The 22156-nt window shown below is 70.1% G+C and carries 22 protein-coding genes and 1 pseudogene; 13 read left to right on the top strand and 10 right to left on the bottom strand.

All coding sequences use genetic code 11. The features are described from left to right. The first annotated feature begins 884 nt into the window (after positions 1-884). Positions 885-1121, top strand: a complete 237-nt coding sequence (locus tag E1291_RS41790; protein ID WP_165494970.1) for a hypothetical protein — start codon at positions 885-887, stop codon at positions 1119-1121. 23 nt (positions 1122-1144) lie between these two features. Here the strand turns inward: E1291_RS41790 and E1291_RS05380 are convergent. The 3 genes and pseudogenes from E1291_RS05380 to E1291_RS05370 form a co-directional block, all read right to left on the bottom strand. Further along, a pseudogene (locus E1291_RS05380) lies at positions 1145-1706 on the bottom strand (class I SAM-dependent DNA methyltransferase). Positions 1707-1994: 288 nt separating this feature from the next. Continuing rightward, a complete protein-coding gene (locus tag E1291_RS05375) occupies positions 1995-2966 on the bottom strand; it encodes a zinc-binding dehydrogenase (protein WP_131736476.1) in 972 nt (323 codons plus the stop codon). 626 nt (positions 2967-3592) lie between these two features. After that, positions 3593-4210, bottom strand: coding sequence for a TetR/AcrR family transcriptional regulator (locus E1291_RS05370; RefSeq protein WP_131736474.1), 618 nt, complete (start codon positions 4208-4210; stop codon positions 3593-3595). Between the two features lie 96 nt (positions 4211-4306). On the opposite strand from E1291_RS05370, the gene E1291_RS05365 reads away from it, so the two are divergent. Further along, a complete protein-coding gene (locus E1291_RS05365) occupies positions 4307-5446 on the top strand; it encodes an FAD-dependent oxidoreductase (protein ID WP_131736472.1) in 1140 nt (379 codons plus the stop codon). Between the two features lie 147 nt (positions 5447-5593). Here the strand turns inward: E1291_RS05365 and istB are convergent, their stop codons facing one another. The 3 genes from istB to E1291_RS05350 form a co-directional block, all read right to left on the bottom strand. Then, on the bottom strand, positions 5594-6391 hold the full coding sequence (gene istB / locus E1291_RS05360) for an IS21-like element helper ATPase IstB (protein ID WP_131736471.1): 798 nt from the start codon (positions 6389-6391) through the stop codon (positions 5594-5596). Next, positions 6388-8037 carry an IS21 family transposase gene (istA, locus tag E1291_RS05355; protein WP_131736469.1) on the bottom strand — a complete coding sequence of 550 codons (1650 nt, stop codon included), beginning with the start codon at positions 8035-8037 and terminating at the stop codon, positions 6388-6390. The genes istB and istA overlap by 4 nt, the downstream gene beginning before the upstream one ends. A gap of 240 nt (positions 8038-8277) precedes the next feature. Beyond that, the gene (locus E1291_RS05350; RefSeq protein ID WP_131736467.1) at positions 8278-9759 is read right to left on the bottom strand and encodes an MFS transporter; all 1482 of its coding nucleotides are present in this window, start codon (positions 9757-9759) and stop codon (positions 8278-8280) included. A 25-nt stretch (positions 9760-9784) separates the two neighbouring features. On the opposite strand from E1291_RS05350, the gene E1291_RS05345 reads away from it, so the two are divergent. The 4 genes from E1291_RS05345 to E1291_RS05330 all read left to right on the top strand — a co-directional run bounded on the left by E1291_RS05345 (position 9785) and on the right by E1291_RS05330 (position 12176). Further along, complete coding sequence (locus tag E1291_RS05345) at positions 9785-10240, top strand: MerR family transcriptional regulator (RefSeq protein ID WP_131736465.1); 456 nt, start codon at positions 9785-9787, stop codon at positions 10238-10240. Between the two features lie 147 nt (positions 10241-10387). Further along, positions 10388-10930: an NAD(P)H-dependent oxidoreductase gene (locus E1291_RS05340; RefSeq protein ID WP_131736464.1), complete on the top strand. Its 543-nt coding sequence runs from the start codon at positions 10388-10390 to the stop codon at positions 10928-10930. 10 nt (positions 10931-10940) lie between these two features. Further along, positions 10941-11537 carry a short chain dehydrogenase gene (locus E1291_RS05335; RefSeq protein WP_131736462.1) on the top strand — a complete coding sequence of 199 codons (597 nt, stop codon included), beginning with the start codon at positions 10941-10943 and terminating at the stop codon, positions 11535-11537. A 54-nt stretch (positions 11538-11591) separates the two neighbouring features. Beyond that, on the top strand, positions 11592-12176 hold the full coding sequence (locus tag E1291_RS05330) for a TetR/AcrR family transcriptional regulator (protein ID WP_131736460.1): 585 nt from the start codon (positions 11592-11594) through the stop codon (positions 12174-12176). A 624-nt stretch (positions 12177-12800) separates the two neighbouring features. Here the strand turns inward: E1291_RS05330 and E1291_RS05325 are convergent. Continuing rightward, entirely contained in the window at positions 12801-13151 is a 351-nt protein-coding gene (locus E1291_RS05325; protein ID WP_131736458.1) for a VOC family protein, read from the bottom strand. A gap of 295 nt (positions 13152-13446) precedes the next feature. Here E1291_RS05325 and E1291_RS05320 point away from each other — a divergent pair, with 295 nt between their 5' ends. From E1291_RS05320 to E1291_RS05310, 3 genes are read left to right on the top strand one after another with little or no spacing between them, the layout of a single operon-like run. Continuing rightward, positions 13447-13680: a hypothetical protein gene (locus E1291_RS05320; protein WP_131736456.1), complete on the top strand. Its 234-nt coding sequence runs from the start codon at positions 13447-13449 to the stop codon at positions 13678-13680. Next, entirely contained in the window at positions 13637-14620 is a 984-nt protein-coding gene (locus E1291_RS05315; protein ID WP_242613960.1) for a helix-turn-helix transcriptional regulator, read from the top strand. Before E1291_RS05320 ends, E1291_RS05315 begins: the two co-directional genes overlap by 44 nt. Before the next feature lie 4 nt (positions 14621-14624). Beyond that, a complete protein-coding gene (locus E1291_RS05310; RefSeq protein ID WP_242613959.1) occupies positions 14625-15650 on the top strand; it encodes a DMT family transporter in 1026 nt (341 codons plus the stop codon). A gap of 55 nt (positions 15651-15705) precedes the next feature. On the opposite strand, the gene E1291_RS05305 is transcribed toward E1291_RS05310, so the two are convergent. Together E1291_RS05305 and E1291_RS05300 are read right to left on the bottom strand one after the other, a co-directional pair. Beyond that, positions 15706-17502, bottom strand: coding sequence for a M64 family metallopeptidase (locus tag E1291_RS05305; RefSeq protein ID WP_131736454.1), 1797 nt, complete (start codon positions 17500-17502; stop codon positions 15706-15708). Between the two features lie 351 nt (positions 17503-17853). Next, positions 17854-18060 carry a hypothetical protein gene (locus tag E1291_RS05300; protein WP_131736452.1) on the bottom strand — a complete coding sequence of 69 codons (207 nt, stop codon included), beginning with the start codon at positions 18058-18060 and terminating at the stop codon, positions 17854-17856. A gap of 219 nt (positions 18061-18279) precedes the next feature. On the opposite strand from E1291_RS05300, the gene E1291_RS43785 reads away from it, so the two are divergent. The 4 genes from E1291_RS43785 to E1291_RS05285 all read left to right on the top strand — a co-directional run bounded on the left by E1291_RS43785 (position 18280) and on the right by E1291_RS05285 (position 20808). Further along, complete coding sequence (locus E1291_RS43785; protein ID WP_211238580.1) at positions 18280-18399, top strand: DLW-39 family protein; 120 nt, start codon at positions 18280-18282, stop codon at positions 18397-18399. Between the two features lie 56 nt (positions 18400-18455). Next, the gene (locus E1291_RS05295) at positions 18456-19175 is read left to right on the top strand and encodes an HAD-IA family hydrolase (protein WP_207400568.1); all 720 of its coding nucleotides are present in this window, start codon (positions 18456-18458) and stop codon (positions 19173-19175) included. Between the two features lie 455 nt (positions 19176-19630). Next, a complete protein-coding gene (locus E1291_RS05290; RefSeq protein WP_131736450.1) occupies positions 19631-20401 on the top strand; it encodes a helix-turn-helix transcriptional regulator in 771 nt (256 codons plus the stop codon). A 158-nt stretch (positions 20402-20559) separates the two neighbouring features. Continuing rightward, a complete protein-coding gene (locus E1291_RS05285) occupies positions 20560-20808 on the top strand; it encodes a hypothetical protein (protein ID WP_131736448.1) in 249 nt (82 codons plus the stop codon). A 193-nt stretch (positions 20809-21001) separates the two neighbouring features. Here E1291_RS05285 and E1291_RS05280 read toward each other — a convergent pair whose 3' ends face one another. Next, the gene (locus E1291_RS05280) at positions 21002-21763 is read right to left on the bottom strand and encodes an inositol monophosphatase family protein (protein ID WP_370770950.1); all 762 of its coding nucleotides are present in this window, start codon (positions 21761-21763) and stop codon (positions 21002-21004) included. Between the last annotated feature and the right edge of the window lie 393 nt (positions 21764-22156).

The following is a 22156-nucleotide window of genomic DNA, read 5'->3' as shown; positions in this document are numbered from 1 at the left end:
ACCGACTTCAGTGTGCAGGGCGTGCCACGGGTCGTCGGCGATTCGATCGTCGTGACGAGCGCTCGGGATCGTCCGGTCGCCGAGAGGCTGAAGCGGCGACGATCGGCGCCGGGCTGGCGGAGCTGGCACCTGCTGGTGGCGCCGGCACCGGCCGGGGGGAATAGGCGGTCTGGGCGAGGCTGAGCAGCACCATTCGTCCGGGCGGGCGAACCGACTTCAGTGTGCAGGGCGTGCCACGGGTCGTCGGCGATTCGATCGTCGTGACGAGCGCTCGGGATCGTCCGGTCGCCGAGAGGCTGAAGCGGCGACGATCGGCGTCCGGCTGGCGGAGCTGGCACCTGCTAGTGGCGCCGGCACCGGCCGGGGGGAACAAGCGGCCTGGACGGGCTTGAGCAGCACCACTCGTCCGGGCGGGCGAACCGACTTCAGTGTGCAGGGCGTGCCACGGGTCGTAGGCGAGAGGCTGAAGCGGCGACGATCGGCGTCCGGCTGGCGGAGCTGGTACCTGCTGGTGGCGCTGGCACCGGCCGGGGGGAACAAGCAGCATGGACGGGCCTGAGCAGCACCACTCGTCCGGGCGGGCAGGTGATATGCCTTCAGCGCTCAGGACGGGCTGTTGCTCGTCGGTGGTGACACGATCTTCGCCAGGGAGACTCGGGCTCGGTCGGCTGTGGGTGATGCTGAAGCGGCCGCGATGCTGGTCGGCCGCCTCGCCGGCTGCACTGGCACGCGGCCGGGGCATCGGGACGGGGGAATAGGCGGTCCGGGCGAGGCTGAGCAACACTCGCCCGTCCGGGCGGGCAGGCGATACGACTTCAGGGACCCGGGGCGTGCCGCGGTCGTGGGTGGCGGCACGATCTTCGTCTCGGACGCTCGGGCAGGCCGTGGGTGACGACGAGGCCGCCGCGACGGTGATCGGCCGCCTCGCTGTGGGCAGTCAACGGACGGGGCGAGGCACCGGACAGCGTGTTGGGGCCGCGAAGCCGATGCTGGGCCGGATCGTCGCGGCGGTGGCGCCGTTGTCGCAGGGCGGGTCCGGCGGATTCCTGGTCAAGGGCACCGCACCCACCGAGTGCACCGGACGTTCGCGGTTGGTCGGCCGGCGATGCGGCGGTGCTTGAGACAACCGCCCGCCGGTGAGGCTTCAGGATGGGGAAGGCTCGGTCGGGAGGCGGTAGACCGAGACGTGTGAGCGGGAGTCCGCGGTGAAGTCGGAGCCCGTCCAGTCCCCGTACCGGTCCTCCAGATCGAACCCGGCGAGCTGGGCCATCAGGTCGAGCTCGGCGGGCCAGACATAGCGGTGCGGGCTGCGGAAGACCTGGGCCTCCGTGCCGTCACCGAACTTCGATCACGAAGCGGCCGCCCGGCCGGAGATGACGTGCCGCGTTCCTGAAGCAGGCCACCTGCTCTCGCTGGGTGAGCAGGTTGGAGATCGTGTTGTAGACGAGGTAGACGAGCGCGAAGGTCCCGGGGGCCGTGGCGGAGGCCATGTCCCCGGCCGTCACCGGGATGGTGGCCGCGTCCGCCTTGGCGCGCAGCTGCTCGATCATCGGACGGGACAGCTCGATGCCGCTCACCGGCACCCCTCGTTCTGACAGGGGAACGGCGACGCGGCCGGTACCGATCGCGAATTCGAGCGCCGGTCCGTCTCCGGCGAGAGCGGCAAGGAAATCGACGGTCGGCCGGAGAACGTCCGGGGCGAACATTCCGGTGCCCGGGGTGTCGTAGCGCTGGGCGGCGTCCTGGTTCCAGATCTCGTCCTGTCGCACAGGGGCGATGGTGTCAACGGCGAATCGACGCCGTCCAACGGTTTAACGCCACCCCACGCTGACGACCCGGCATGCCCCGATACCCGAGGACGACCCGCGGCCGGTCGAGCCGACAGCCGCACGGCGTGCGCGACGAGCGCGGGGGTGTTTGTCGGCTTGGTTGGGTGATGGGGGCGTGGGCGCCTGGCATTGGCTGATGGAGGCCGGGTGCTCTTTGAGGTTCGGTTAGATGAGCAGCAGGGTTTTCCCCAGGGCGGTGCGGTTCTCGATGGCGGCGTGTGCGTCGGCGGCGCGTTCCAGTGGGAAGGTCTGCCCGATCACGGGGCGGACGACCCCCGCGGCGGCCAGGGACATCATCTGGTTCGCCCACCGCACGAGGTTCGGCCCGAAACCGAACAGCTGCTCAATACCGAGCACCTCCACGCCCTTGGCCCGCGCCTCCGCCGGGTCGATCTGCGTGACCTCGCCGCTGGACGCGCCGTGGACCGAGAACCGGCCCCCGCGTGCCGTCACGTCGAACGCGGCTCGCCCGATCTGTCCGCCGACGCCGTCGAAGACCACGTCCGGTCCCGCGCCGCCGGTGGCGTCGAGTACGCGCCTGGTCCAGTCCGGCTCGGAGTAGTCGACCGCGGCGTCGGCGCCCAGGTCCCGGACCAGGTCGAGCTTGCGGGCGCCCCGGGCGGCCCCGATGACGCGGGCGTCCGCCGCGCGGGCGAGCTGCACCAGCAGGCTGCCGACGCCACCGGCCGCCGCCTCGACCAGCACCCGATCACCGGGGCGGATCTTGGCCGTCTCCACGAGGCCCTGGGCGGTGCCGCCGTCGCTGTGCAGGGCGATCGCGTCCGGCAGGTCCAGGCCGTCCGGCACGGGGAAAAGGTCCTCGACGCCGACGGCCGCGCGTTCGGCGAAGCCTCCGGTCTCGCCGGTGCCGGCGATGACCCGCCGCCCGAGCCAGGACGGATCCACCCGTGCGCCGATGGAGCTCACCGTTCCGGCCACCAGTCCGCCCGGGACGTACGGCAGCGGCGGGCTGGCATGCCATTCGCTCACGCCGCGCCGGATCTGTGTCTCGACGAAGGTCACGCCCGCGACCTCGACCGTGACCACGACCTGTCCCGCCTCGGCCACCGGATCCGGTGCCTCACCCGGCACCAGCGCTTCCGGACCGCCGAATCGCACCGCTTGGACCACCCGCATGGGCCCCTCCGCTCCAGAAGCTTTCGGAGAGGCCGATCCTCTAACCTCAACACATCTTGAGGTCAACGGTGACTCTCTTCACATCGGCTCTCCCCGCGCCGCGCGTCGTTTGCTCATCCCCGGCGAACCTCCACCTTCCGAGCCCACAGCCTCGGATCACGGCCACCTCGGACCGCCTTCAACTGACTCCGTGGCTGTGGCCCGTCATTCGTCCCGGCCATGACGTGTCGTCGAGCCCCCTCCGAGAGGGGAAGCTGCGGAGAACTCATGGACCCGACGACGGCGGACGTTCGAGCTGAGTGCGTCGGTCAGAAGCAGCAACGTTTGTTCGCGTGTTTCGTGAACGATCGCAGGGTGTTCAGCCCGGAAGTGTCGATGAGATTCAGCGACGGCGGTGCGTCGTTTGGCGTCCCGGCCCTTCACCGGGGTCCGACCGAGCACTCAAGCGCAGCTGTGCGCGATGTTGGCGATTGTTTGCCCGTGGATGAGAAGACCAGCGGACCGTGACAGTGAACGGGGCGTTGCACGACCGCGCGGCCGACATCCTCGTCCGTCAACGTATGGACGCGTGGACACCGGCTGGTCACGCTGGGGGAGGCATGCTCGCTCGGCCATGCCGTCTTTTGTCATGCCGGCGAGGGGCTCGGACCGGCGAGGCCGTGTAGCAGGAGCCGGGTGAGGGTGTCGATCACCTCATCGTCGGAGCGGCCGGAGTCCGGGTCGCCGCTGAGTAGTGCGTAGGCGAGCATCGACAGCATCCCGCCCATTGCTGCCGCGACCAGTTCCGGGTCGCCGGGGAGGGAGTGCCCCGTCTCTCGCAGGTGCTCCAGGTGCTCGCGGAGCACCTGGGTGTCCTGGATCAGGCGCCGCCAGAGCCGGCCTGCGCTGGGACCCGCAGCCAGCGCCTGTTCGAACAGGGCGATCATGATGGGCCGGTTGTCGCGCATCAGGTGCCAGGCCACCGCCAGGTGCTCGTGGAGCTGCTCTCGGTCCGTCAGGTCGTGTGGCGGGTGATCCTCTTGGGCGAGTCGGTCGTGCGCTTTGCCGTGCAGGTCGGCGAGCAGTGCTTGGAGCAGGTCGTCCTTGCTCGTGAAGTGGTCATAAAAGGAGCCCGTGGCCCGGCCGGCCGCGGCCGTGATGTCGGTGATCTTGGTGTTCAGGTAGCCGCGTTCCATGAACTGCTGCAGTGCGGCGTCTTTCAGGGCGGCCTCGGTCTCCGCGGCCCTCGCTTTGCGTACTCCCACCGGACCTCCGTCTTGACGTCGTCGTCGCCGCATCAGCATACTGAACACGATTTCACCGAATTAAGATTCGGTGAACTTTGATTCAGGAGGGCTTTCGTGCAGGTAGTCGTAGTGGGCGGCGGGGTCGCCGGGTCGGCGAGTGCGATCGCGCTGGCACGGATCGGGGCTCAGGTCACGGTCTATGAGGCGTATGAGGATCCCGCCGGGACGGTGGGGTCGTTCGTCAGCCTGTCGGTCAACGGACTGCGCGCCCTGGACGCGCTCGGATGCCTGGATGCGGTTCAGCAGGCGGGCTTTCCGGTGGATAGGCAGCGAATGTGGTCCGGGAGGGACCGGCCGCTGGGCGACGTACCCCGCGGGCGACGGTCCGGCGATCCGCTGCGCAGTGTGACGCTGATGCGCGCCGACCTGGTCGGGGTGCTTCGGGAGGAGGCGAGGCGAGCCGGCGCCCGGATCCTCGTCGGCAGATGGCTCTCCGGCGACTCACCCGATCCGCTGACCGACGGCGCCGATCTCGTCGTGGGAGCAGACGGGATCTGGTCGGCCACCCGCCGGGCGCTGAACCCCGCGGCCCCCGAGCCTCGTTACGCGGGCCTGTACTCGATCTCCGGGACCACCGACGGACCCATGCGCCTGCCGGGTGAGCGGCCGCAGGGCTTCAACATGGTCTTCGCGCGTCGCGGGGCCTTCATCTACCTGCCCGCTCCCGACGGCACCGTGTGGTGGTCCGCTCAGGTCGCCGCAGCCGATCCGCCGCAGGACCTGACCGCCGTCGGCCTGGCGAAGCTGACCGAGCTGTTCCGGACCGAGAAGACGCCGCTCGCCGTGCTCCGCGCCTCCTCGGCGGTGACCGCTTCCACCCTGCTACATGTGCTCCCCCCGGTGACACGTCGCCATGACGACCGCATGGTATTGGTCGGTGATGCGGCCCATCCGGTCGGCGCCGGGCAGGGAGCCTCGATGGCGATCGAGGACGCCGTCGCACTCGCCCGTCAACTCGCGGCGACCGAGGCCGTCCCCGCGGCCCTGGCGGCCTTCGACCGGCTGCGCCATGATCGTACGGGCAAGCTGGCCAAGACGGCGGCCGCCAACCGGGACGCCAAAACGGCAGGGCCCATAGCGGCCAGGCTCCGAGAGATCATGATGCCGTTCTTCTTCAACCGCTTCTATGAGAAGGCCACCGGCTGGCTGTATGACCACGACCCCGGACAACTGCCCATCGCCCGAACGTCCTGAGCCACGCGCGTCACTGGCTCGGCGGGATCGAAACGCAGAACGCCGAGGACTCCCAGCGATGCGGTGATGACGGGAACAGGGACACAAGCAGGGGGTACCGGGTAGAGCCGTCAGGCCCGCCCGCCCTGATGCGGTCGCTGGAGATGCTCAGCCGGCTGTTGCCTGCTGTTGTTGCCGGGCGCGGGTCTGGGCCAGGCGGTAGGAGTCGGTGCCGGTTTCGATGATGGTTCCGCCGAAGGTGAGGCGGTCGACGATCGCGGCGCAAAGGCGGGGGTCGGTGAAGGTCTTGGTCCAGCCGCCGAAGGACTCGTTGGAGGCGATCGCCAGGCTGTTCTTCTCCTCGCGTTCGGTCAGGACCTGGAACAGCAGTTCGGCGCCGCGCCGGTCCAGCTCCATGTATCCCAGTTCGTCGATGCAAAGCAGGTCCACCCGCCCGTAGCGGGAGATCGTCTTGGACAGCTGCTTGTCGTCGGCGGCCTCGACGAGTTCGTTGACCAGCTTGGTCGCCAGGGTGTACTTCACCCGGAAGCCGGCCATCGCCGCTTCGGTGCCCAGGGCGATGAGCAGGTGGGACTTGCCGGTTCCCGAATCGCCGATCAGGCAGAGCGGCTGGCCCTTGCGGCCCCAGTCGCAGGCGGCCAGGGTGTGGATGGTCGCAGGGTCGATGTTGGGGTTGGAGTCGAAGTCGAACTCGCGCAGCGACTTGTCGCGGGGGAAAGCGGCGGCCTTGATCCGGCGCTCGGAGCGCCGCCGGTTGCGGTCGTCGCACTCGGCCATGAGTAGTTCGGCCAAGAACCCGCGATAAGACATCTGTTCGCGGGCAGCGGTCTCGGCGAGTTCGGTGAACTTGGCCCGGATGGTCGGCAGGCGCAGCATGCGGCAGGCGGTGTCCACTGCCGTGTCGGCGGCTTGTTCGGTCAGCCCACGGTGGCGGTTGGTCGTCATCGCATCTCTTCCTTGCTGGTGGAGTCCTGCCCGCCGGCACGGCGGCGCAGGAGCTGGTCGTAGGGGGCCACCGAAGGCAGGGGACGCCTGTCGGGGGGAAGCTGGGCCAGCCGCCGGGCGGTCAGCGACGTCACCGTCGCCTGCGCCGGTGCCAGAGGTTCAGAGTCGTCTTCGGGCACGGCCGGACAGTCATCGGCCTCAGCCGCTTTGCGGGCCTCCAGCGCGACCGCATCAGCGGTCAGCGCTCCGGCCCGCAGGGCGGTGGCGATGCCGGCGACGATGTGTTCGTGGGCCATGTGGCGGGCCAGCAACAGCACCTCGACCAGCGCGCGAGTGCCTGCCGCGTCGCCGTGGGCCTTGCATGCCTCCGCCCACCACGCGTCGTGGACGGGGGTGAACCGTCCCGCGGCGCGGGCCTGTTCCAATGCGGTCGCACCCGGCAGAGCCCCGGACTTGCGGACCAGCGCTTCGAGATAGTGGTCGAGTTCCAGGCGCGACTGGCCCTTGGCCTTGAGCCGTTCATGACGGGCGACTTCCTCGCGCCCGTCATAGACGATCAGCTCCGAGGCATGCAGCACCACCCGGACCATCCGGCCGATCAACCGCACCGGCACCGAGTAACGGTTGGTGCGGACACTGATCTGGCTGTGACGGTCCACCCGCAGCGAGAACTGCCGCCCCGTCTCGAAGCGCTCGATCGGCAACGGCTTCAGCAGCTCTTTCTCAGCGGCGAAGTACTCACCGACCGTGCGGGGACGCGAGCGGATCCGCCGCTGCTCGTCCTCGACGTCCCAGCGATCGACCATCTCGTTCAGCTCGGCCAGTGAGCCGACCTCGGGCACCGGCACGAAGTGGTTGCGCCGGAACCATCCGATCTGGCCCTCCACCCCGCCCTTCTCATGCGCGCCCTCGATCCCCGGGCGGCAGTAGAAGCTGTCGATGGCGTAGTGCGAGCGAAACGCTGTCCACCGCTCGGTCTCCACCCGCTGCCGGGAAAACCCCAGGATCTGAGCGACCGCGGACTCGAGGTTGTCGTACCGGATCTTGCCGAACGGCACCCCGCCCAGCACATCGAAGGCATGCACGTGCCCCTCGAAGAACGCCTCCTGCCCGCAAGAGGCGAACACCCGGTGCACCGCCTTACCCGAATACGACAGACGCAGACTGAACAGGTAACACGTCACCTGCTGGCCAGCTAAACGAACCGTGACGTCCCCGAAATCGACCTCCGCCTCAGCACCTGGCCGGTGCGTCTGGGAGATGAACGCCTCCACCGGAGCACGGCCGGCCTCCACCCGAATCTGCGGGCGCCGCTCAGCGACATAACGACGCACGATCCCATACGACAGATCACCCGCCTCGTGCTCAGCAACCAGCCGGTCGAAGATCCTCTTGGTGGTATGGCGCTGCTTGCGCGGAGCATCCAGGTCCGCCAGCAACATCGCATCGATCACCGGCTTGTAAGAATCGACCCGCGACGCCCGCGGCGGAAGCTTCTTCCGCGGTTCCGGCCACGCCGACGCCAGCGCTTTACTCACCGTGGGATGAGACACGTGATACCTACGCATCGCACCCCGGATCGACAGGCCCGCGCGCACGTCACGCCGGATCGCTGCGTACAGCTCGGTCTTCGACTGCCGCGGCATCCAGCCCTCTCACGGTGAGTTACGCATCATGCTCCCACCGCAAGGACCCTGGTGTTCACCAAACTCATCGACACCAGATTTCGATGATCAGGGGCGTTGCCCAAACTCATCGACAAACGCTGCCGCTAGACGTCGACAGAACCATTCGAGCAGTTCGACCGCGTTGGCGCGGGTTCACTAATCGGGTCGCGTTGTAAAGCGCAGGACTCGGGCTTCGCCAGGGGCGGTGGGTACCGTCGGTCATCGGTGGGAGGGGGTTCGGAGGTCCGTGCCTCGGTCCACCTCGTCGAACAGGGCCGCTGCGCGGGTGGCGGTGGACCTGGCCCAGCGGCCGGTGCTGAGCAGCCCCAGCAGGACGATGCCGACGCCGAGGGCGAGCACCAGCCACCACACGCGGTGCGCGGCGCCGGTGAACGCCGTGCCGCCGTGCGACGCGGCGGAGCCCACGATCGTCCCGGAGATCGCGACGCCCAGGGTGGTGCCGGTCTGCCGTCCGGCGGAGGCCAGGGACCCCGCCACCCCCGCCATCGAGCGCGGCATCCCGGTGACGGCCGTGTTGGTGATCGGCGGGTTGACGGCGGCGAGGAAGGCACCGAACAGCAGGTAGACCGCGAGGACGGCCGGGAGCGGGGTGGCCGGGCCGAGGCGGAGCGACGCGGCGCCGCCCAGCGCGAGGCAGGTCCCGGCGATCACGAGCGGAAGCCGGGGGCCGCGCGCGCCGACCGTCCGCCCGACGAGCGGGGAGAACACCGCGATCAGCCCGCCGACCGGCAGCAGGCACAGCCCCGCGGCCAGCGCCGACATGCCGCGCACGTCCTGAAGGTACTGCGTGGTCACGAACAGGAAGGCGCTGAACCCGCACAGGGCGAACAGTGCCATGAGGATCGCAGAGCTGAACGACACGCTGCGGAACAGGCGCAGTTCCAGCAGCGGGTCGGCGCGGCGCGACTCGTGGCGGAGGAGGCCCAGCGCGGCGAGCAGGGCGACGGCGAGCAGGCCGACGATGAGCGGTGAGGTCCAGCCCAGCCGCCGGGACTCGATGATCGCGTAGACGACGCCGCCCAGCATCAGGATCACCAGCGCCTGGCCCGCCGGATCCGCGCGGCGCGCCCGCGGGGCGCGGGACTCAGGGACGAACCGCGCCGCCCCCGCGAGCGCGGCGGCCACGACCGGCACGTTGACCCAGAAGACGGAGTGCCAGCCGAGGCGGTCGACCAGCGCGCCGCCGAGGACCGGGCCGAGGGCCAGCGACAGGCCGGCCGTCGAGCCGAACACGCCGATGGCGCCGGCCCGCTCGCGCGGATCGGTGAACGTGGTGGCGACGATCGCCATCGCCACCGGGTTGAGCATCGTGCCGCCGGCGGCCTGCATGGCGCGCGCGGCGATCAGCCAGCCGACGCCCGGTGCGAGGCCGCACAGCAGCGAGCCGAGCCCGAACACCGCGAGCCCGATCCGGAAGATCCGCCGGCGGCCGACCCGGTCGGCGGTGGACCCGGCCAGGACCAGGAAGCTCGCCAGGACCAGCGTGTAGGCGTCGATCGTCCATTGCAGGCCGGACACGGAGGCGTGCAGGTCGCGGCGGATCGCCGGCAGCGCCACGGTGACGATGGAGATGTCCATGACCACGACCAGGACGCTCGCGCAGCAGATCGTGAGCACCAGGTACCGGTGGCGGCGGGTGAGCTCGCCGGGCGTGCTCTCCGGCGGTGTCGAAGTGCTCATGGGCACGGAGGCTAGGATTTAGAGCGTGCTCGAAGTCAACCGGCAGGACGCGGACGATCTTCCCGAGGCGGGCGTGCCGATCGCCGAGGCCGCACGTCGCACCGGGGTCAGCGTGCATACGCTGCGGTACTACGAGCGCGCCGGGCTGGTCGTCACGCCCGTGGACCGCACCGCCGGGAACCGGCGCCGCTACCACCGGCTCGACCTCGAGTGGATCACCGTGTGCACCCGGTTGCGGGCCACCGGCATGCCCATCCGGACGATCCGGCGGTACGCCCGGCTCGTGGCCGAAGGACACGGCAACGAGCGGGAGCGGCTCGCGCTCATGGAGGCCCACCGCGCCGACGTGATCGCCAAGCTCGCCGAGATGCATCAGCACCTCCAGCTCATCGAGCACAAGATCGGCGTGTACCGGGGGCGGGTCGCCGCCGGGGACGCCGACCGGTTGTGGGCGCCCGACCGCGGGGCGGAGACCCTCTGAGAGACGCCCTGTAGCGGCTGATCGTTCTCGTTCACTCGGGCGCGTTCCCGGGGAGTCTCTCCCAAAGTTGACTAGACAGGTCTGTCTGCTTAATCTGAGCATCGACTAGACAGACCTGTCTACCTGGTTCCGAAAGGTGTGATCGCCATGGGACGCACGCTCGTCGTGCTCGCTCACCCCGACCTCGGCGCCTCCCGGGTCACCGCGGCGCTGGCGGACGGCGTCCGCGACCTGCCGGACGTCACCGTCCACGACCTCTACGCGGAGTACCCCGACCTGCGCCTCGACGTGCCGCGCGAGCAGCGGCTCCTCGTCGGGCACGACCGCGTCGTCCTGCAGTTCCCCTTCTACTGGTACTCGGTTCCGCCGCTGCTGAAGAAGTGGCTGGACGAGGTCTTCGAGCGCGGCTGGGCGTACGGCCCGGCGGGCCACGCGCTGCGCGGCAGGTCGATGCAGATCGTCACCGCCGTCGGCGGAGGCGAGGACCTCTACCGTCCCGGCGGGCTCAACCGGTTCCCGGTGGTCGACCTGCTACTGCCGTTCGACGCGACGGCCAACCTCACCGGGATGCGCTACGAGCGGCCGTTCATCGTGCATGGCGCGTCGTCCATCGGGGACGAGGCGCTCGCCGGGCACGTGCGGAGCTACCGCGCGCTGCTGGCCGGGTCCCCGCGGCGTGCCGCGGTCTGACAGGAGAATCATGAAGATCGTGGTGATCGGTGCGGGCGGCACCATCGGTTCGGCCGTCGTCGCGCTGCTGGAGCGGGAGCACGAGGTCGTGCGCGCTTCGCGGCGCGGTCCCGTACGCGTCGACATGGACGACGAGGGCTCGGTGGACGAGCTCTTCACCGCCGTCCGGGACGTGGACGCCGTCGTGTGCTGCGCGGCGAGCGGCGCGCTCGTCCCGCTCACCTCGGACGACGACTTCCTGGCGGCGACGCGCGGAAAGCTGCTGGGGCAGGTCCATCTGGTGCGCCGGGCGGCCCGCCATCTGCGGGACGGTGGCTCGGTCACGCTGACCAGCGGAACCTTCGAGGAACCCATGCTCGGTATGGCCTCCGGCGTGCTCGTCAACGCGGGGCTGGAGGCGTTCGTCCGGGCGGCGGCGCCCGAGATGCCGCGCGGACTCCGGGTGAACGCGGTGAGCCCAGGGTGGGTGGCCGAGACGCTGGAGGCCATCGGCCGGGACGGTGCCGCGGGGACCCCGGCGGCGGACGTGGCGCGTGCGTACGCCGAGGCCATCGGCGGGGACGCACAGGGCCAGGTGTTCCGTCCGGTGCGCGGGCGGACGCATTAGCCGGACCGACCTGTCTGTCCATAGGATGGAGAGCCATCTGGGAGGAGCCGTCCGATGGCCGCGAAGACGCGTGAACCCGCCCGTGACCGGATACTCCGGACGGCGACCGACCTCTTCTACGCCTACGGCATCCGCGGCGTCGGCATCGACCGGATCATCGCCGAGTCCGGCGTGGCGAAGGCGAGCCTGTACGCGAACTTCAAGTCCAAGGACGACCTGGTGCTGACGTTCCTGCGGCAGGCCGACGAGAAGTGGCGGCGGATGCTCCGCGAGGCGGCGGCCGCCGCCGGAGACGATCCGCGCGAGCGGCTCGCCGGGATGTTCGGCGCGATCGAGGCGGCGAAGGGCGACGGCGAGAAGTTCCGCGGCTGCGTCTTCGTGAACACGGCGAGCGAGTCCCTGCCGGGCACGCCGGTCCACCAGGCCACGGTCGAGCACAAGCGGGCCGTCCGGGCCTGGGTGCGCGACCTCGCCGCCCAGGCCGGCGCCGCGGACCCGGCGCGCCTCGCCCGCGAGCTGACGATCCTGCTCGACGGCGCCATGTCCGCCGCGGCGCTGGAGACGATCACCGACACCGTTCCGGCGGCGCGCGAGGCCGCGCGCGCGATCATCGAGCGCGCCCTCGCCCCGTCCGCCTGAGCCGGCGCCGCCGCCAACCGCGACGGGCATGAGCACCAGGAAATCCTCTACTGGGGGTTGTCGGCCGACTAGCCCGGCGGACGTTCGCGCTCGTCATTCCTCGGCGACTGCGGGGATCTGGCTGGACGGCGGTCATCCTCGTCTGCCCGCTTCGATGAGACGCCCGGGGACGGTGTGCGCATGGTGGATAACCGTGTCGGGCTGGGGACCAGGCTGGGGATTGCCGGTGGGTGACGTTGTCCACCGGTCGCGCCGGGCTGTGGAGATGGTTGCCCACAGGATGTGAACAGTCCGTGCGCGGACGTGTGCGTCACGTGTCCTTGTCGCTGGTCACCGGGTTATCCACGCCGTGGATAAGTGGTCCAGGGCAAGAGGGGTCTCCTGGGGAAGAATGGTGGACATCGCTCGCGCGCGTGATACCCAGGTTGTGCACCGACGTTATCCACAGGCTGTGGATACTGTAGGGGATCATCAGGGCGTGTGGACGGCGGGACGAATACCGCTCGGGATCCCATGAAAAGCCTGTGGACTGGGGATTTCGCTGTGGACACAGACCCTCGAAGGGCCTGCTCAAGGGGTCGCGAAGGTGTGTGCAAAGTTGCCCCCAGCCTGTGGACAACCGGGTCAGAGATCCTTCGCCGTGGGGTGGTGCGGCTCATAGATGGGCAACTCGCCCCCGCTCGGCAGCCGGATGGCCGCGAGCAGGCCCCAGCCCTGGTCGCTCACCGGCACGTCCACGTGCACGCCCCGCGCGGTCAGGTCGGCGAGCGTGGCCTGGATGTCGTCGCACATCAGGTAGAACTCGTGACGTGGCGCGCCCTCGGTCGGGTGGGCGGCCAGCTCGGCGGGCGGCAGCTTGAAGACGAGCCAGCCCTTCCCCGCGTCGACGTCCCGGAACCCCAGGACGTCGCGGATGAACGCGCGGTCGGCCGCCGCGTCGCGGCTGTAGAGGATGACGTGCGCCCCGTTGATCATTCGTCCCCCTTCGCGGTACGCCGTCGTCCTACCCCCGAGAAGGGCGCCATGGGGTTTTCGGTTGGTCTGGACATGGTTCGCATGCTGCGACTTAATGGCGACATGGACACGCGCCCGGGCACCCTCGCGCCACGCCCGGCGTACGCCCGCACGCGCGCGTACGATGGCGCGCGGACGGGTGCCGGGGCCGGTGCCGAGACCGGTGCCGCGCGCCCCGCGGTGGCCGTCCGGGCACCCGCCGTACCGCCCCCGACCTGCGAACATCAGTTCGAATGCGTGCTAGGCTCGCGGACCTATGGGGCACCTTCTCAACGAGCCGATCCAGGCCGAGCACGACCCGGCCGGGCGGCTCACCGCGTACGAGTGGCGGGGGTCGCGCTACGCCGTGGACGAGGTCCTGAAGACCTACGGGTCGTCCCGGGAGGGGCAGGTCTACCGTGTCCGCGTCACCGGCGCCGAGGGTGTCGCGGTCGCGGAGCTCGGCCGTGACCGCGACCGCTGGCGGCTCCGCCTCCTCTTCTCCGCCTGACCGTCCGGCCGCGGACCACGACGACGCCGTCGCCGAGCGGGCCCCCGGCCGGATCGGTCACGATCCCGGTCCGCCGTCCGGCCGGACCGGCGACCACGCCGAGTGGACGCGGGTCGGCGGGATCCAGGGTGACTCGCTCGACCTGCTGACGGCCAGGTTCGGCAGCCTGCACTACGCGCCGCACATCCACGACGAGTTCGCGATCGGGGTGTGCGTCGACGGGGTGGAGACCATGCGCTACCGCGGGGAGCGGCTGTACTCGGCGGCCGGGAACATCGTCGTGATCGAGCCGGGGGAGGCGCACACCGGCGGCCCGGCGGGCCCGGACGGCTTCGCCTACGTGGCCCTGTACCCGCGCGCCGAGCTGGTGGACGCGGTGCTGACGCGCGAGCCGGTGGGAACGCACTTCCGCGAGCCGGTCATCGACGACCCCGGTCTCGGCGAGGCGCTCTGGCAGGCGCACCGCGCGCTGCGCCTCGGCGACGACCCGCTGGAGGGGGAGACCCGGCTGCTCGGCGTGCTCGGCGCGCTCGTCGGCCGGCACGCGGCGACCGGGCCGGCCCCGGGCGGTGCCACCACGCGGCGCGGACCCGACACCGGGCGGATCGCCCGCACGGTCGCGGCCCGCCTGTCGGACGAACTGGTCGCCCCGCCGACGCTCGCCCAAGTCGCCGACGACCTCGACCTTTCCCGCTACCAGTTGTTGCGCGCGTTCCGTGACGCCATGGGCATGCCTCCGTACGCTTGGCTGGCCCAGCATCGAGTGGCGCGCGCGCGGAGCTTGCTGGATGCCGGGCACCGTCCCGCTGAAGCGGCCTCACTGGTCGGGTTCGCCGACCAGGCGCACCTCACGCGCTGGTTCCGGCGCGTGCTGGGCGTCACCCCGGGCGCTTACCGCAACAGCGTTCAAGACGCCGCCCTGCGCCGCCCAGCAGTCTGAGCCGGTGCCCGCCGGGGGCGGGGTGGTGGAGACAGAACGGGAGAACGTGGTGAGTCGCCGCGGCTGGGTGCTGTTCGCGCTGATGAGCGTGCTGTGGGGGATCCCCTATTTGATGATCAAGGTGGCCGTCGACGGGGTCTCGGTCCCGGTGCTGGTGTTCGCGCGGACCGCCCTCGGTGCCCTTCTGCTGCTGCCCCTGGCGATCCGGGCCGGCGGGATGGCCGCCGCCGTCCTCCGGCACTGGCGGCCGCTGCTGCTGTTCGCCGCGCTGGAGATCCTCGGGCCGTGGGCGCTGCTCTCGGACGCCGAGCACCGGCTGACCAGCTCGATGACCGGCCTGCTGATCGCCGCCGTCCCGATCATCGCGGTGCTGCTGGCCCGGCTCACCGGCGACGCCGAGCGGCTGGGCCCGCTCCGCTGGGCGGGCCTGCTGGTCGGGCTGGGCGGCGTCGGCGTGCTGGCCGGCCCGTACCTCGGCGGCGGCGACACCTGGGCGCTCGGTGAGGTCCTGCTGGTCGCCCTCGGCTACGCCGGGGCGCCACTGATCGCGACCAGGCGCCTCCAGAACCTCTCCAGCCTCCACCTCGCCACGTCGTCCCTCGCCCTGGCGGCGCTCGCCTACACCGGGCCGGCGATCGCCACCTGGCCGGACGAGCGCCCGAGCGCCCGCGTCCTGTGGGCGCTGGCCGGGCTCGGGGTCCTCTGCACGGCGCTGGCCTTCCTGGTGTTCTTCGAGCTCATCCGGGAGGTCGGCACCTCGCGGGCGATGGTGTTCACCTACGTGAACCCCGCCGTCGCGGTCGTCGCGGGCGTGCTGTTCCTGGACGAGCCACTCACCGCGACGATCACCGTCTCGTTCGCGTTGATCCTGGGCGGCTCCGTCCTGGCCACCGCGCGCCACGCCCCGACCGCGGAGTCCGACCCCATCCCGGCGAACGCCATGCCGTCGGAAGCCCTGCCGACGGACAGCGTTCCGACGGACAGCGTGCCCGTTGACGTTGACGGGGATCCGGCACCGGCCGCCGGATAAGGCCCTCAGGTCGTGCGGCGGGCCGTCCCCGGATCGGGGACGGCCCGCCGCGTGGTCAGCGCAGGGTGACGACGAACTTCCGCGCGTCGCCGACGTTGCCCGCGGAGTCGATCGCGCGGTACTCCACGACGTGCCGGCCCTTGCCGAGCTTCCCGTAGGTCAGGCTGTCGATGACGGTGCCGTTCTCCGTGAACAGGAACGGTGCCTGCGAGTCAGTGGGCCAGCCGAAGTAGTTGAACCAGCCGTCCCCGTCCACACGGAACTCCGACACCACTACGCCGGGCCGGTCGTCCGTCCCGGTGAGCCGCATGGTGAACGGACCGTCGAAGAGGTACTCGGGAGTGTGTCCAGGACGAGTCTGGCTCCAGGCGGCCTTGGAGAGCTCGTATTGCACCGTGGGACGTCCCGCGTCGACTGTCCACGTCCGGGTCTGGGAGCCGACCCGTGCGACAAGACGATGCGTCCCTTCGTGAAGCCGGAACCGTCCGAGGTCGATGTCACGGTCATTGCCGCGCACGTTCCGCCCGTCCAACTCCCAGCGGACCTCGGGGACGTCCTGCACCGGGTGGGTGGTCTCAGCGAACACGACGCTCTTCCCACCCACAGGCAGATCGGTCGGTGAGGTGGACGTGAAGTCGACAGGCACCTGTGTCGGCGGGGTCTCCAGGCGCGTATCCACAGTCCACGTGCGGACCTGGGTGAGCGCGGCCGACGAGCGGATCGCCGGATCACGGACGAAGTCGGTGGGGTCGGTGACCGTGGCCTTGACCGTGTGCGCACCCGACTGGAGGTGCAGCCGGGAAAGGTCGAGGTTCGCACCGGCATTGCGTAGCGGCTTGTCGTCCACGGTCCACGTGATGGACAACGAGTGGCCGGTCGGATGCAGCGCTTCCACCCACAGAACCCGGTCGGTGCCCACGGGCTGCTCGGTTGGGGTGTTGCTCTGGACGAGGTTGACCTTGGCGGAGATCCGCTCGGTCATCCGCTCGCGTCCGACCTGGTCGTAGTAGTAGCCGAGCGTCTTCATCATGGAGTGACGGCTCGGCCTCCACACCCCCTTGCTGCTGTAGAGGCCGCCTTCGTACCGTCCTATGGTGCCGCCGGCCTCGCTGCGTTCGCCCAGCCAGCGCCACCACTTCTTCTTCTGTGTTGTCATCTCCTGCTCGGTGAGCAGCGTGTGGTGGATGGACGTGGGCTCAGGTCCCGTGTACGTCCCGCCGGGCACGCCACGCTGGTAGTAGTCGTACTCGTCGTCCAGTCCACCGAGCGAATGCCCGAGTTCGTGTGGGGCGATGAGAGCGGACAATGCGTTCCCCCCGGACGCCGTCGCGTACGTGCCGCCCGCACCGCCATAGGTGTCGCTGTTGGCCAGGGCGAGGATCTGACGATTTCCCGTCGTCGCCCCTGGGACGAGATCCGCGTACGTCTTGGCGGCGTCCTCGTCCATGACGAGAAGCCGTTGCAGGCCGTTCTGCTGGCACCCACCCCAGAACCCCATGCTCAGTGGTGTCTTGTGACGTGGGGAGGACAGGTCCGGGTCGCAGCTCACCCCCGACTCCCCCGAGGGGATCTCGACCGCGTACACGTTGACGTAGCTCCGGTACGACGCGAACGGTTCGATCGTCCACAGGTCGTTCAGGTGCTTGGCCAGGTGGGTCCGGAACTTCGGCATGTCCGCCGCCGTGTAACCGTCGCCCATGATGACCAGGTTGAAACGCTTCGCGGGATCGCCGGTGACCTGGATCGGCACCACCGTCGCCTCCGGCGGGGCCGCGGCGTGGGCCGGTGCCGCCGCCAGGGGCAGGACGGCCGCGGCCACCGCTCCGATCGCGCTTGCCTTTCCTCTCACCATGCACGGACCTCCTCACGAGGGCGCGCACGACGGGCGAGGTGGGCCCTGGGGGACGGCGCGCCGGCTCGTCCCGCTGATCAAGCGGCTGAGCCGGATGTACCGCGGGAGATCCGCCGTGTCAACGCCTGCCGCGCGGACCCGGACGCCGGTCGGCCGTACGCCGGCCTTACCTGCGAGTGAGGAGAAGAGGACCGGGCGCCCTACGGCCACGATCGGCCATCCGCCCGCCCCGCCGACCTCGCGTGCTCACCGTGTGCGATCGGCTTCCCCGGCAGGCTCCGGCGAAGTCCGGTGGCCGCACGGTCGGCGGGACGTCCGCTTCGCGCGGCTCCACACCGCGCCGCCCGTCCATCAGAGGCCGATCCGCCACAGCAACAGGATGATCGACGACAGCACCAGCCCTGCCGTGCCCAGCGGCACCTCGCCCAGCGCGATCATCGCGGTGCAGCCCGTCGCCGTGAGACCGGCGACCACCACCATCCCGCGCCCGCCGGACCTCTCCTCCTCCGGAGCTGGGTCGAGCTCACGCTCCCAGAGCCCGAAGTCGTCCTCTGGCATCGGCACTCCCGAAGGGTCGTCCCCCGGATTATCCGGCCACGCGCCCGATCCGGCGAGAGGCGCGGCCGCCATACCCGGATTGGACTCCAGGTCCGATAACCCCGTGCGGGTGCGGACCGACCGGGATCGGTTGCTAGGCTGCGAAGAGCCTGGGGGAGCATCACTGATCCGTATCGTTCCCGGGTTTGGCTTCGTAACCGAGGTGAAGGGGTCCCCACCGTGAAGAAGCTTCTCATTCTCGCCGTCGTCGCTCTCGGCGGCTTCGCCGTCTGGCGCCGCCTCCAGCAGGACCGCGCCGAGCTCGACCTGTGGACCGAGGCCACCTCGTCCGACAGCTGAGACGCCGGCGATAGTCCCGCGGAGAGCGCACGCCCGACTTCGAGGGAGGCCCCGGCGTGAGCGAAGCAGAGACGATCTCCATCGTCTGCCTCGATCTCGCCGGGACCACTGTCGCCGACGGTGACACCGTCGAGACCGCGTTCGCCGAGGCGATCGCCGCCCTGGGGATCGCCCCCGGCACGGGAGCCCACGGCGCCGCGATGGCCCGCGTCCGCGAGTCGCGCGGCGGCTCCACGATCGAGGTCTTCCGCTCGCTCTTCGACGAGGCCCGCGCCCAGGCCGCCCACCTGGCCTTCGAACGGTCCTACGAGCAGCTCGTCGACCGCCGCGGCCTCCATCCCGTCCCCGGCGCCGCCCACGCCATCGAGCGCATCCGCGCCGCCGGTGTGAAGGTCACCCTGCTGACCGGCTTCGGCCGCCGCACCCAGTCCCGCATCCTCGACGCCCTCGGCTGGTGGGACCTCGCCGACCTCACCCTCGGCCCCGAGGACGGCCGCGGCCGCCCCCGGCCCGACCTCGTCCTGACCGCCGCCCTGCGCCTCGGCGCCGACGACGTCCGGCACGTCGCGGTCTGCGGCGACACCGCGAACGACATGCGCTGCGGCCGCAGCGCCGGCGCGTCCGTCGTCGCCGGCGTCCTGACCGGCGCGCACGACCGCTCCCGCCTCCTCGCGGCCGGCGCCACCCACGTCCTCCCCAGCGTGGCGGCCTTCCCCGATCTGATCCTCCCGGCCCCCGCGGCGCCGGGCCCCGCCCTGACCGCCGACCACGGCTGAATCCGCCCGCGAGTCCAGCGGACCGGCCCGCCGCTTCGTGCCCGTCCGGTGGACGAGGCCTCTCGCGATCACTGTCCGCCCGCCGCCATGAGACGACGCTGCCGACTGGCCCGCACCCGCTGCCGTGAGCACCGCGCATCCGGCGACATGATCCCCCTGGACGTCACGAGGCTCAGCCGGATCCCCGACGACGCGGTGAACAGCCGCATGGGCCGCGGGACGAGAGCGGGGAGACGCGACGGACCCCGAGCCGGTGGGCAAATGTGGGGAACTATGGGGAACTTGGCAAGCATGGCCAGCGGGATGACCACAACGCCCGAGGGACGCTCAGGGCCTCTGAGGTGTCATGTTTCCATAATTTCTCTTATGTAGAGGCAATCGAAAGAGACTTGGCGTAGGCAACTATTGGCGCGCAAACGATAGAAGTTCCCCAAAATGCCCGGCATGATAGGAGCATGAAGCGCGATCTTGTGCGAGTCGCCCGCTACGTCTCGGCCCGACGTGGCGATCTGGGGTTGACCCAAGAGCAACTCGCCGAGCGGGCTTCCGTCGACCGGAAGACGATCTACAACCTGGAGTCGGGCGAACGCTGGCCGCAGGCCGGCACCCGCAGCCGCGTCGAGCGCGCTCTCGGCTGGTATCCGGGCGATCTGGTCCGCCTGTCGGAGGGCCAGGAGCCCATCGAGTACGAGCCGCCCCCACCGGGCCGGGAACTGCTCGCCGACCTCGTCCGGGACCGCATGGGCGAACTAGGGCTGACCTGGGCCGACGTGGCTCGTGATGCCGCCCTCTCGGAACGCGACCTCGAGGAGCTGCGCCGATCCTGGGCCCCGCGGAGCGCCACGGCGGCGGGTCTCGACCGGGCCATGCGCTGGCAGCCCGGGAGCGTGACCGCAGTCCTCGCGGAGCAGCGGAGGCCGGCCGCGATGGAGATCGTCCCGCCACGGGGTACCCGCGTCTCCGAGCGCCGAGACCTGGCCGACATCGGCCCGCCCGGCGAGGACGACTTCTCCTTCCTCGCCTTCTCCCGGAGGGGCGGCGGCCACCGGGTCTACGTGGCCTGGGAGGGACCGCTTCCCGAGGACATGGACGCGGTCGAAGACGCCTTTTACACCTTCTCCACGATGATGCGAGGCATGGACAGCAACGCGAGGACCCGTTCTGGAAGCGATGAAACAGAAGCGACTCACCTCAGAGATGAACGTCGCGCGAGTGGCGATTCGTGAACCACGAGCAGACCGCTCACCGCCGGCCGGCGCCCCGCCGGGTCATGACCTGCCCGTGATCAGGGTGCCTTTCGCCATGGGCCTCGCGGATTGGGCGCCTGCGTCTTGTGGACGACCCTCAGCGGTGATGGGCTGGCAAGATGCCGGATGAAGAGCCCTTGGACACAGGACGATGTGCGGCGTGCAGGCAGACCTTCGAGTTCGACCCCAGGACCGTCGAGACCGTCCTGATCGACCCTCAGACCACCCTGCCGCCCGGAATGACCGTGCTGGGCTCGCTGCGCCCGGCGACGCCCGAGGCGGTGGCCCGATCGACTGACGAGCCGATCTGCCCGAAGTGCCTGAGCAGGGCCCGCCAGTTCGAAGCCACCACCGAGTCACCCCCCAAATGGGGCACATGGCCCTAGAGCGGCACACGGCACGGGCGTAGACGACCGACCGTGGCCGCGCGGGGCACCGCCTCGATCTGCTCGGCGGTCAGCGGCCCGTCGAGTACTTCCACGCGCAGATGCTCGACGCCGCCGGGCGGGCCGCCCCTCCCGCACGTACAAGCTGATCATGAGATCGAACTCGGCCGGACGAGCGGCAATGCCGCTTTGCTCACGCACTGTTCGTGGTCTGGCTCGTTTCTTGGATGAGTGCTGCGATTTCCTTGGTGATCGCAGGGGCCGAGGCGATGGTGGCGGAGGAGGTGAAGGTGTGGGGGGTGCCGTCAATGTCGCTGACGACGGCTCCGGCCTCGCGGGCGATGATGGCGCCGGCCGCGGTGTCCCAGGGGTGATTGGACAGCATGATGCTGGCGTCCAGCTTGCCCTCGGCGACCCAGGCCAGATCGACGGCCGCCGAGCCGAGCATGCGAATGCGCTGGACGTTGTCGGCCAGGCGTTCGGTGAGCGCAAGACGCAGGCGGTTCTCTGACTCGGCTCCTTCACCTATGGCGTAGTCGCCTATACCGACGATGGCGTCTCTGAGATCGGTGGTCGTTCCGGCGTGGATGCGGCGGTCGCCGACGTAGGCGCCGATGTCTTGGGCCGCGTGGTAGCGGGTGCCCAGGAACGGCACGTCGATGACGCCGACCACCGAGCGCCCTTTGCGGACCAGACCGAGTGAGAAGGCGCACAAGGGAATGCCTCGGACGAAGTTGGCGGTCCCGTCCACCGGGTCGACGGCCCACAGAAGGTCGCCCCTGGAATCGCCGGTGATGCCCTCTTCTTCGCCGAGCACGGCGATGTCCGGCGTGCGGTCGCGGAGGTAGTCACGGACGGCGCGTTCGACCGCGTAGTCGACCTCGCTGGCCATGTCACGGTCGCCTTTGGCGGTGAGCAGGCCGGGGACGCGAGTGCGCACCAGGTCGCCGGCGATCTCGGCTGCTTTGAGAGCCAGGGGAGCAACGACGCGGGAGCATCGATCATTCGGGCCTGCCTCATTCTCGGAGCGAGCGGAAGGTCTCTCCAAAGGTTCCATGGTCCTGTTGCCACGGCCCACCTCCAAGACGAAGAAAGCACTGCCAGATTGCGACGTTCTTGTCGGTCGCCCGTCATTACGATGCCGTCCGGCGTTCGCGTCCAGAACAGGCCCCGGCTCGTACGCGCATCCTTCGGTATCGGCGACTGTGGCGTTCGGGTGCACACCGAGCCAGTGCCGGGGACGGTGTCGGGCCGCGTCCATGGGAGTGGTGTAAGAAAAGGCCACCCCGTGATCCGTTGTGCTAGTTAAGCAGCGATCGCGTTAATTGTCACTTCGGTATCATTGGTG

Origin of the sequence: Actinomadura roseirufa (assembly GCF_900659635.1) — a bacterium.
Classification (GTDB): Bacteria; Actinomycetota; Actinomycetes; order Streptosporangiales; family Streptosporangiaceae; genus Spirillospora; species Spirillospora roseirufa.
The sequence above is the reverse complement of the archived record's forward strand: the minus strand, read 5'-3'. Positions and strand labels throughout refer to the sequence as shown.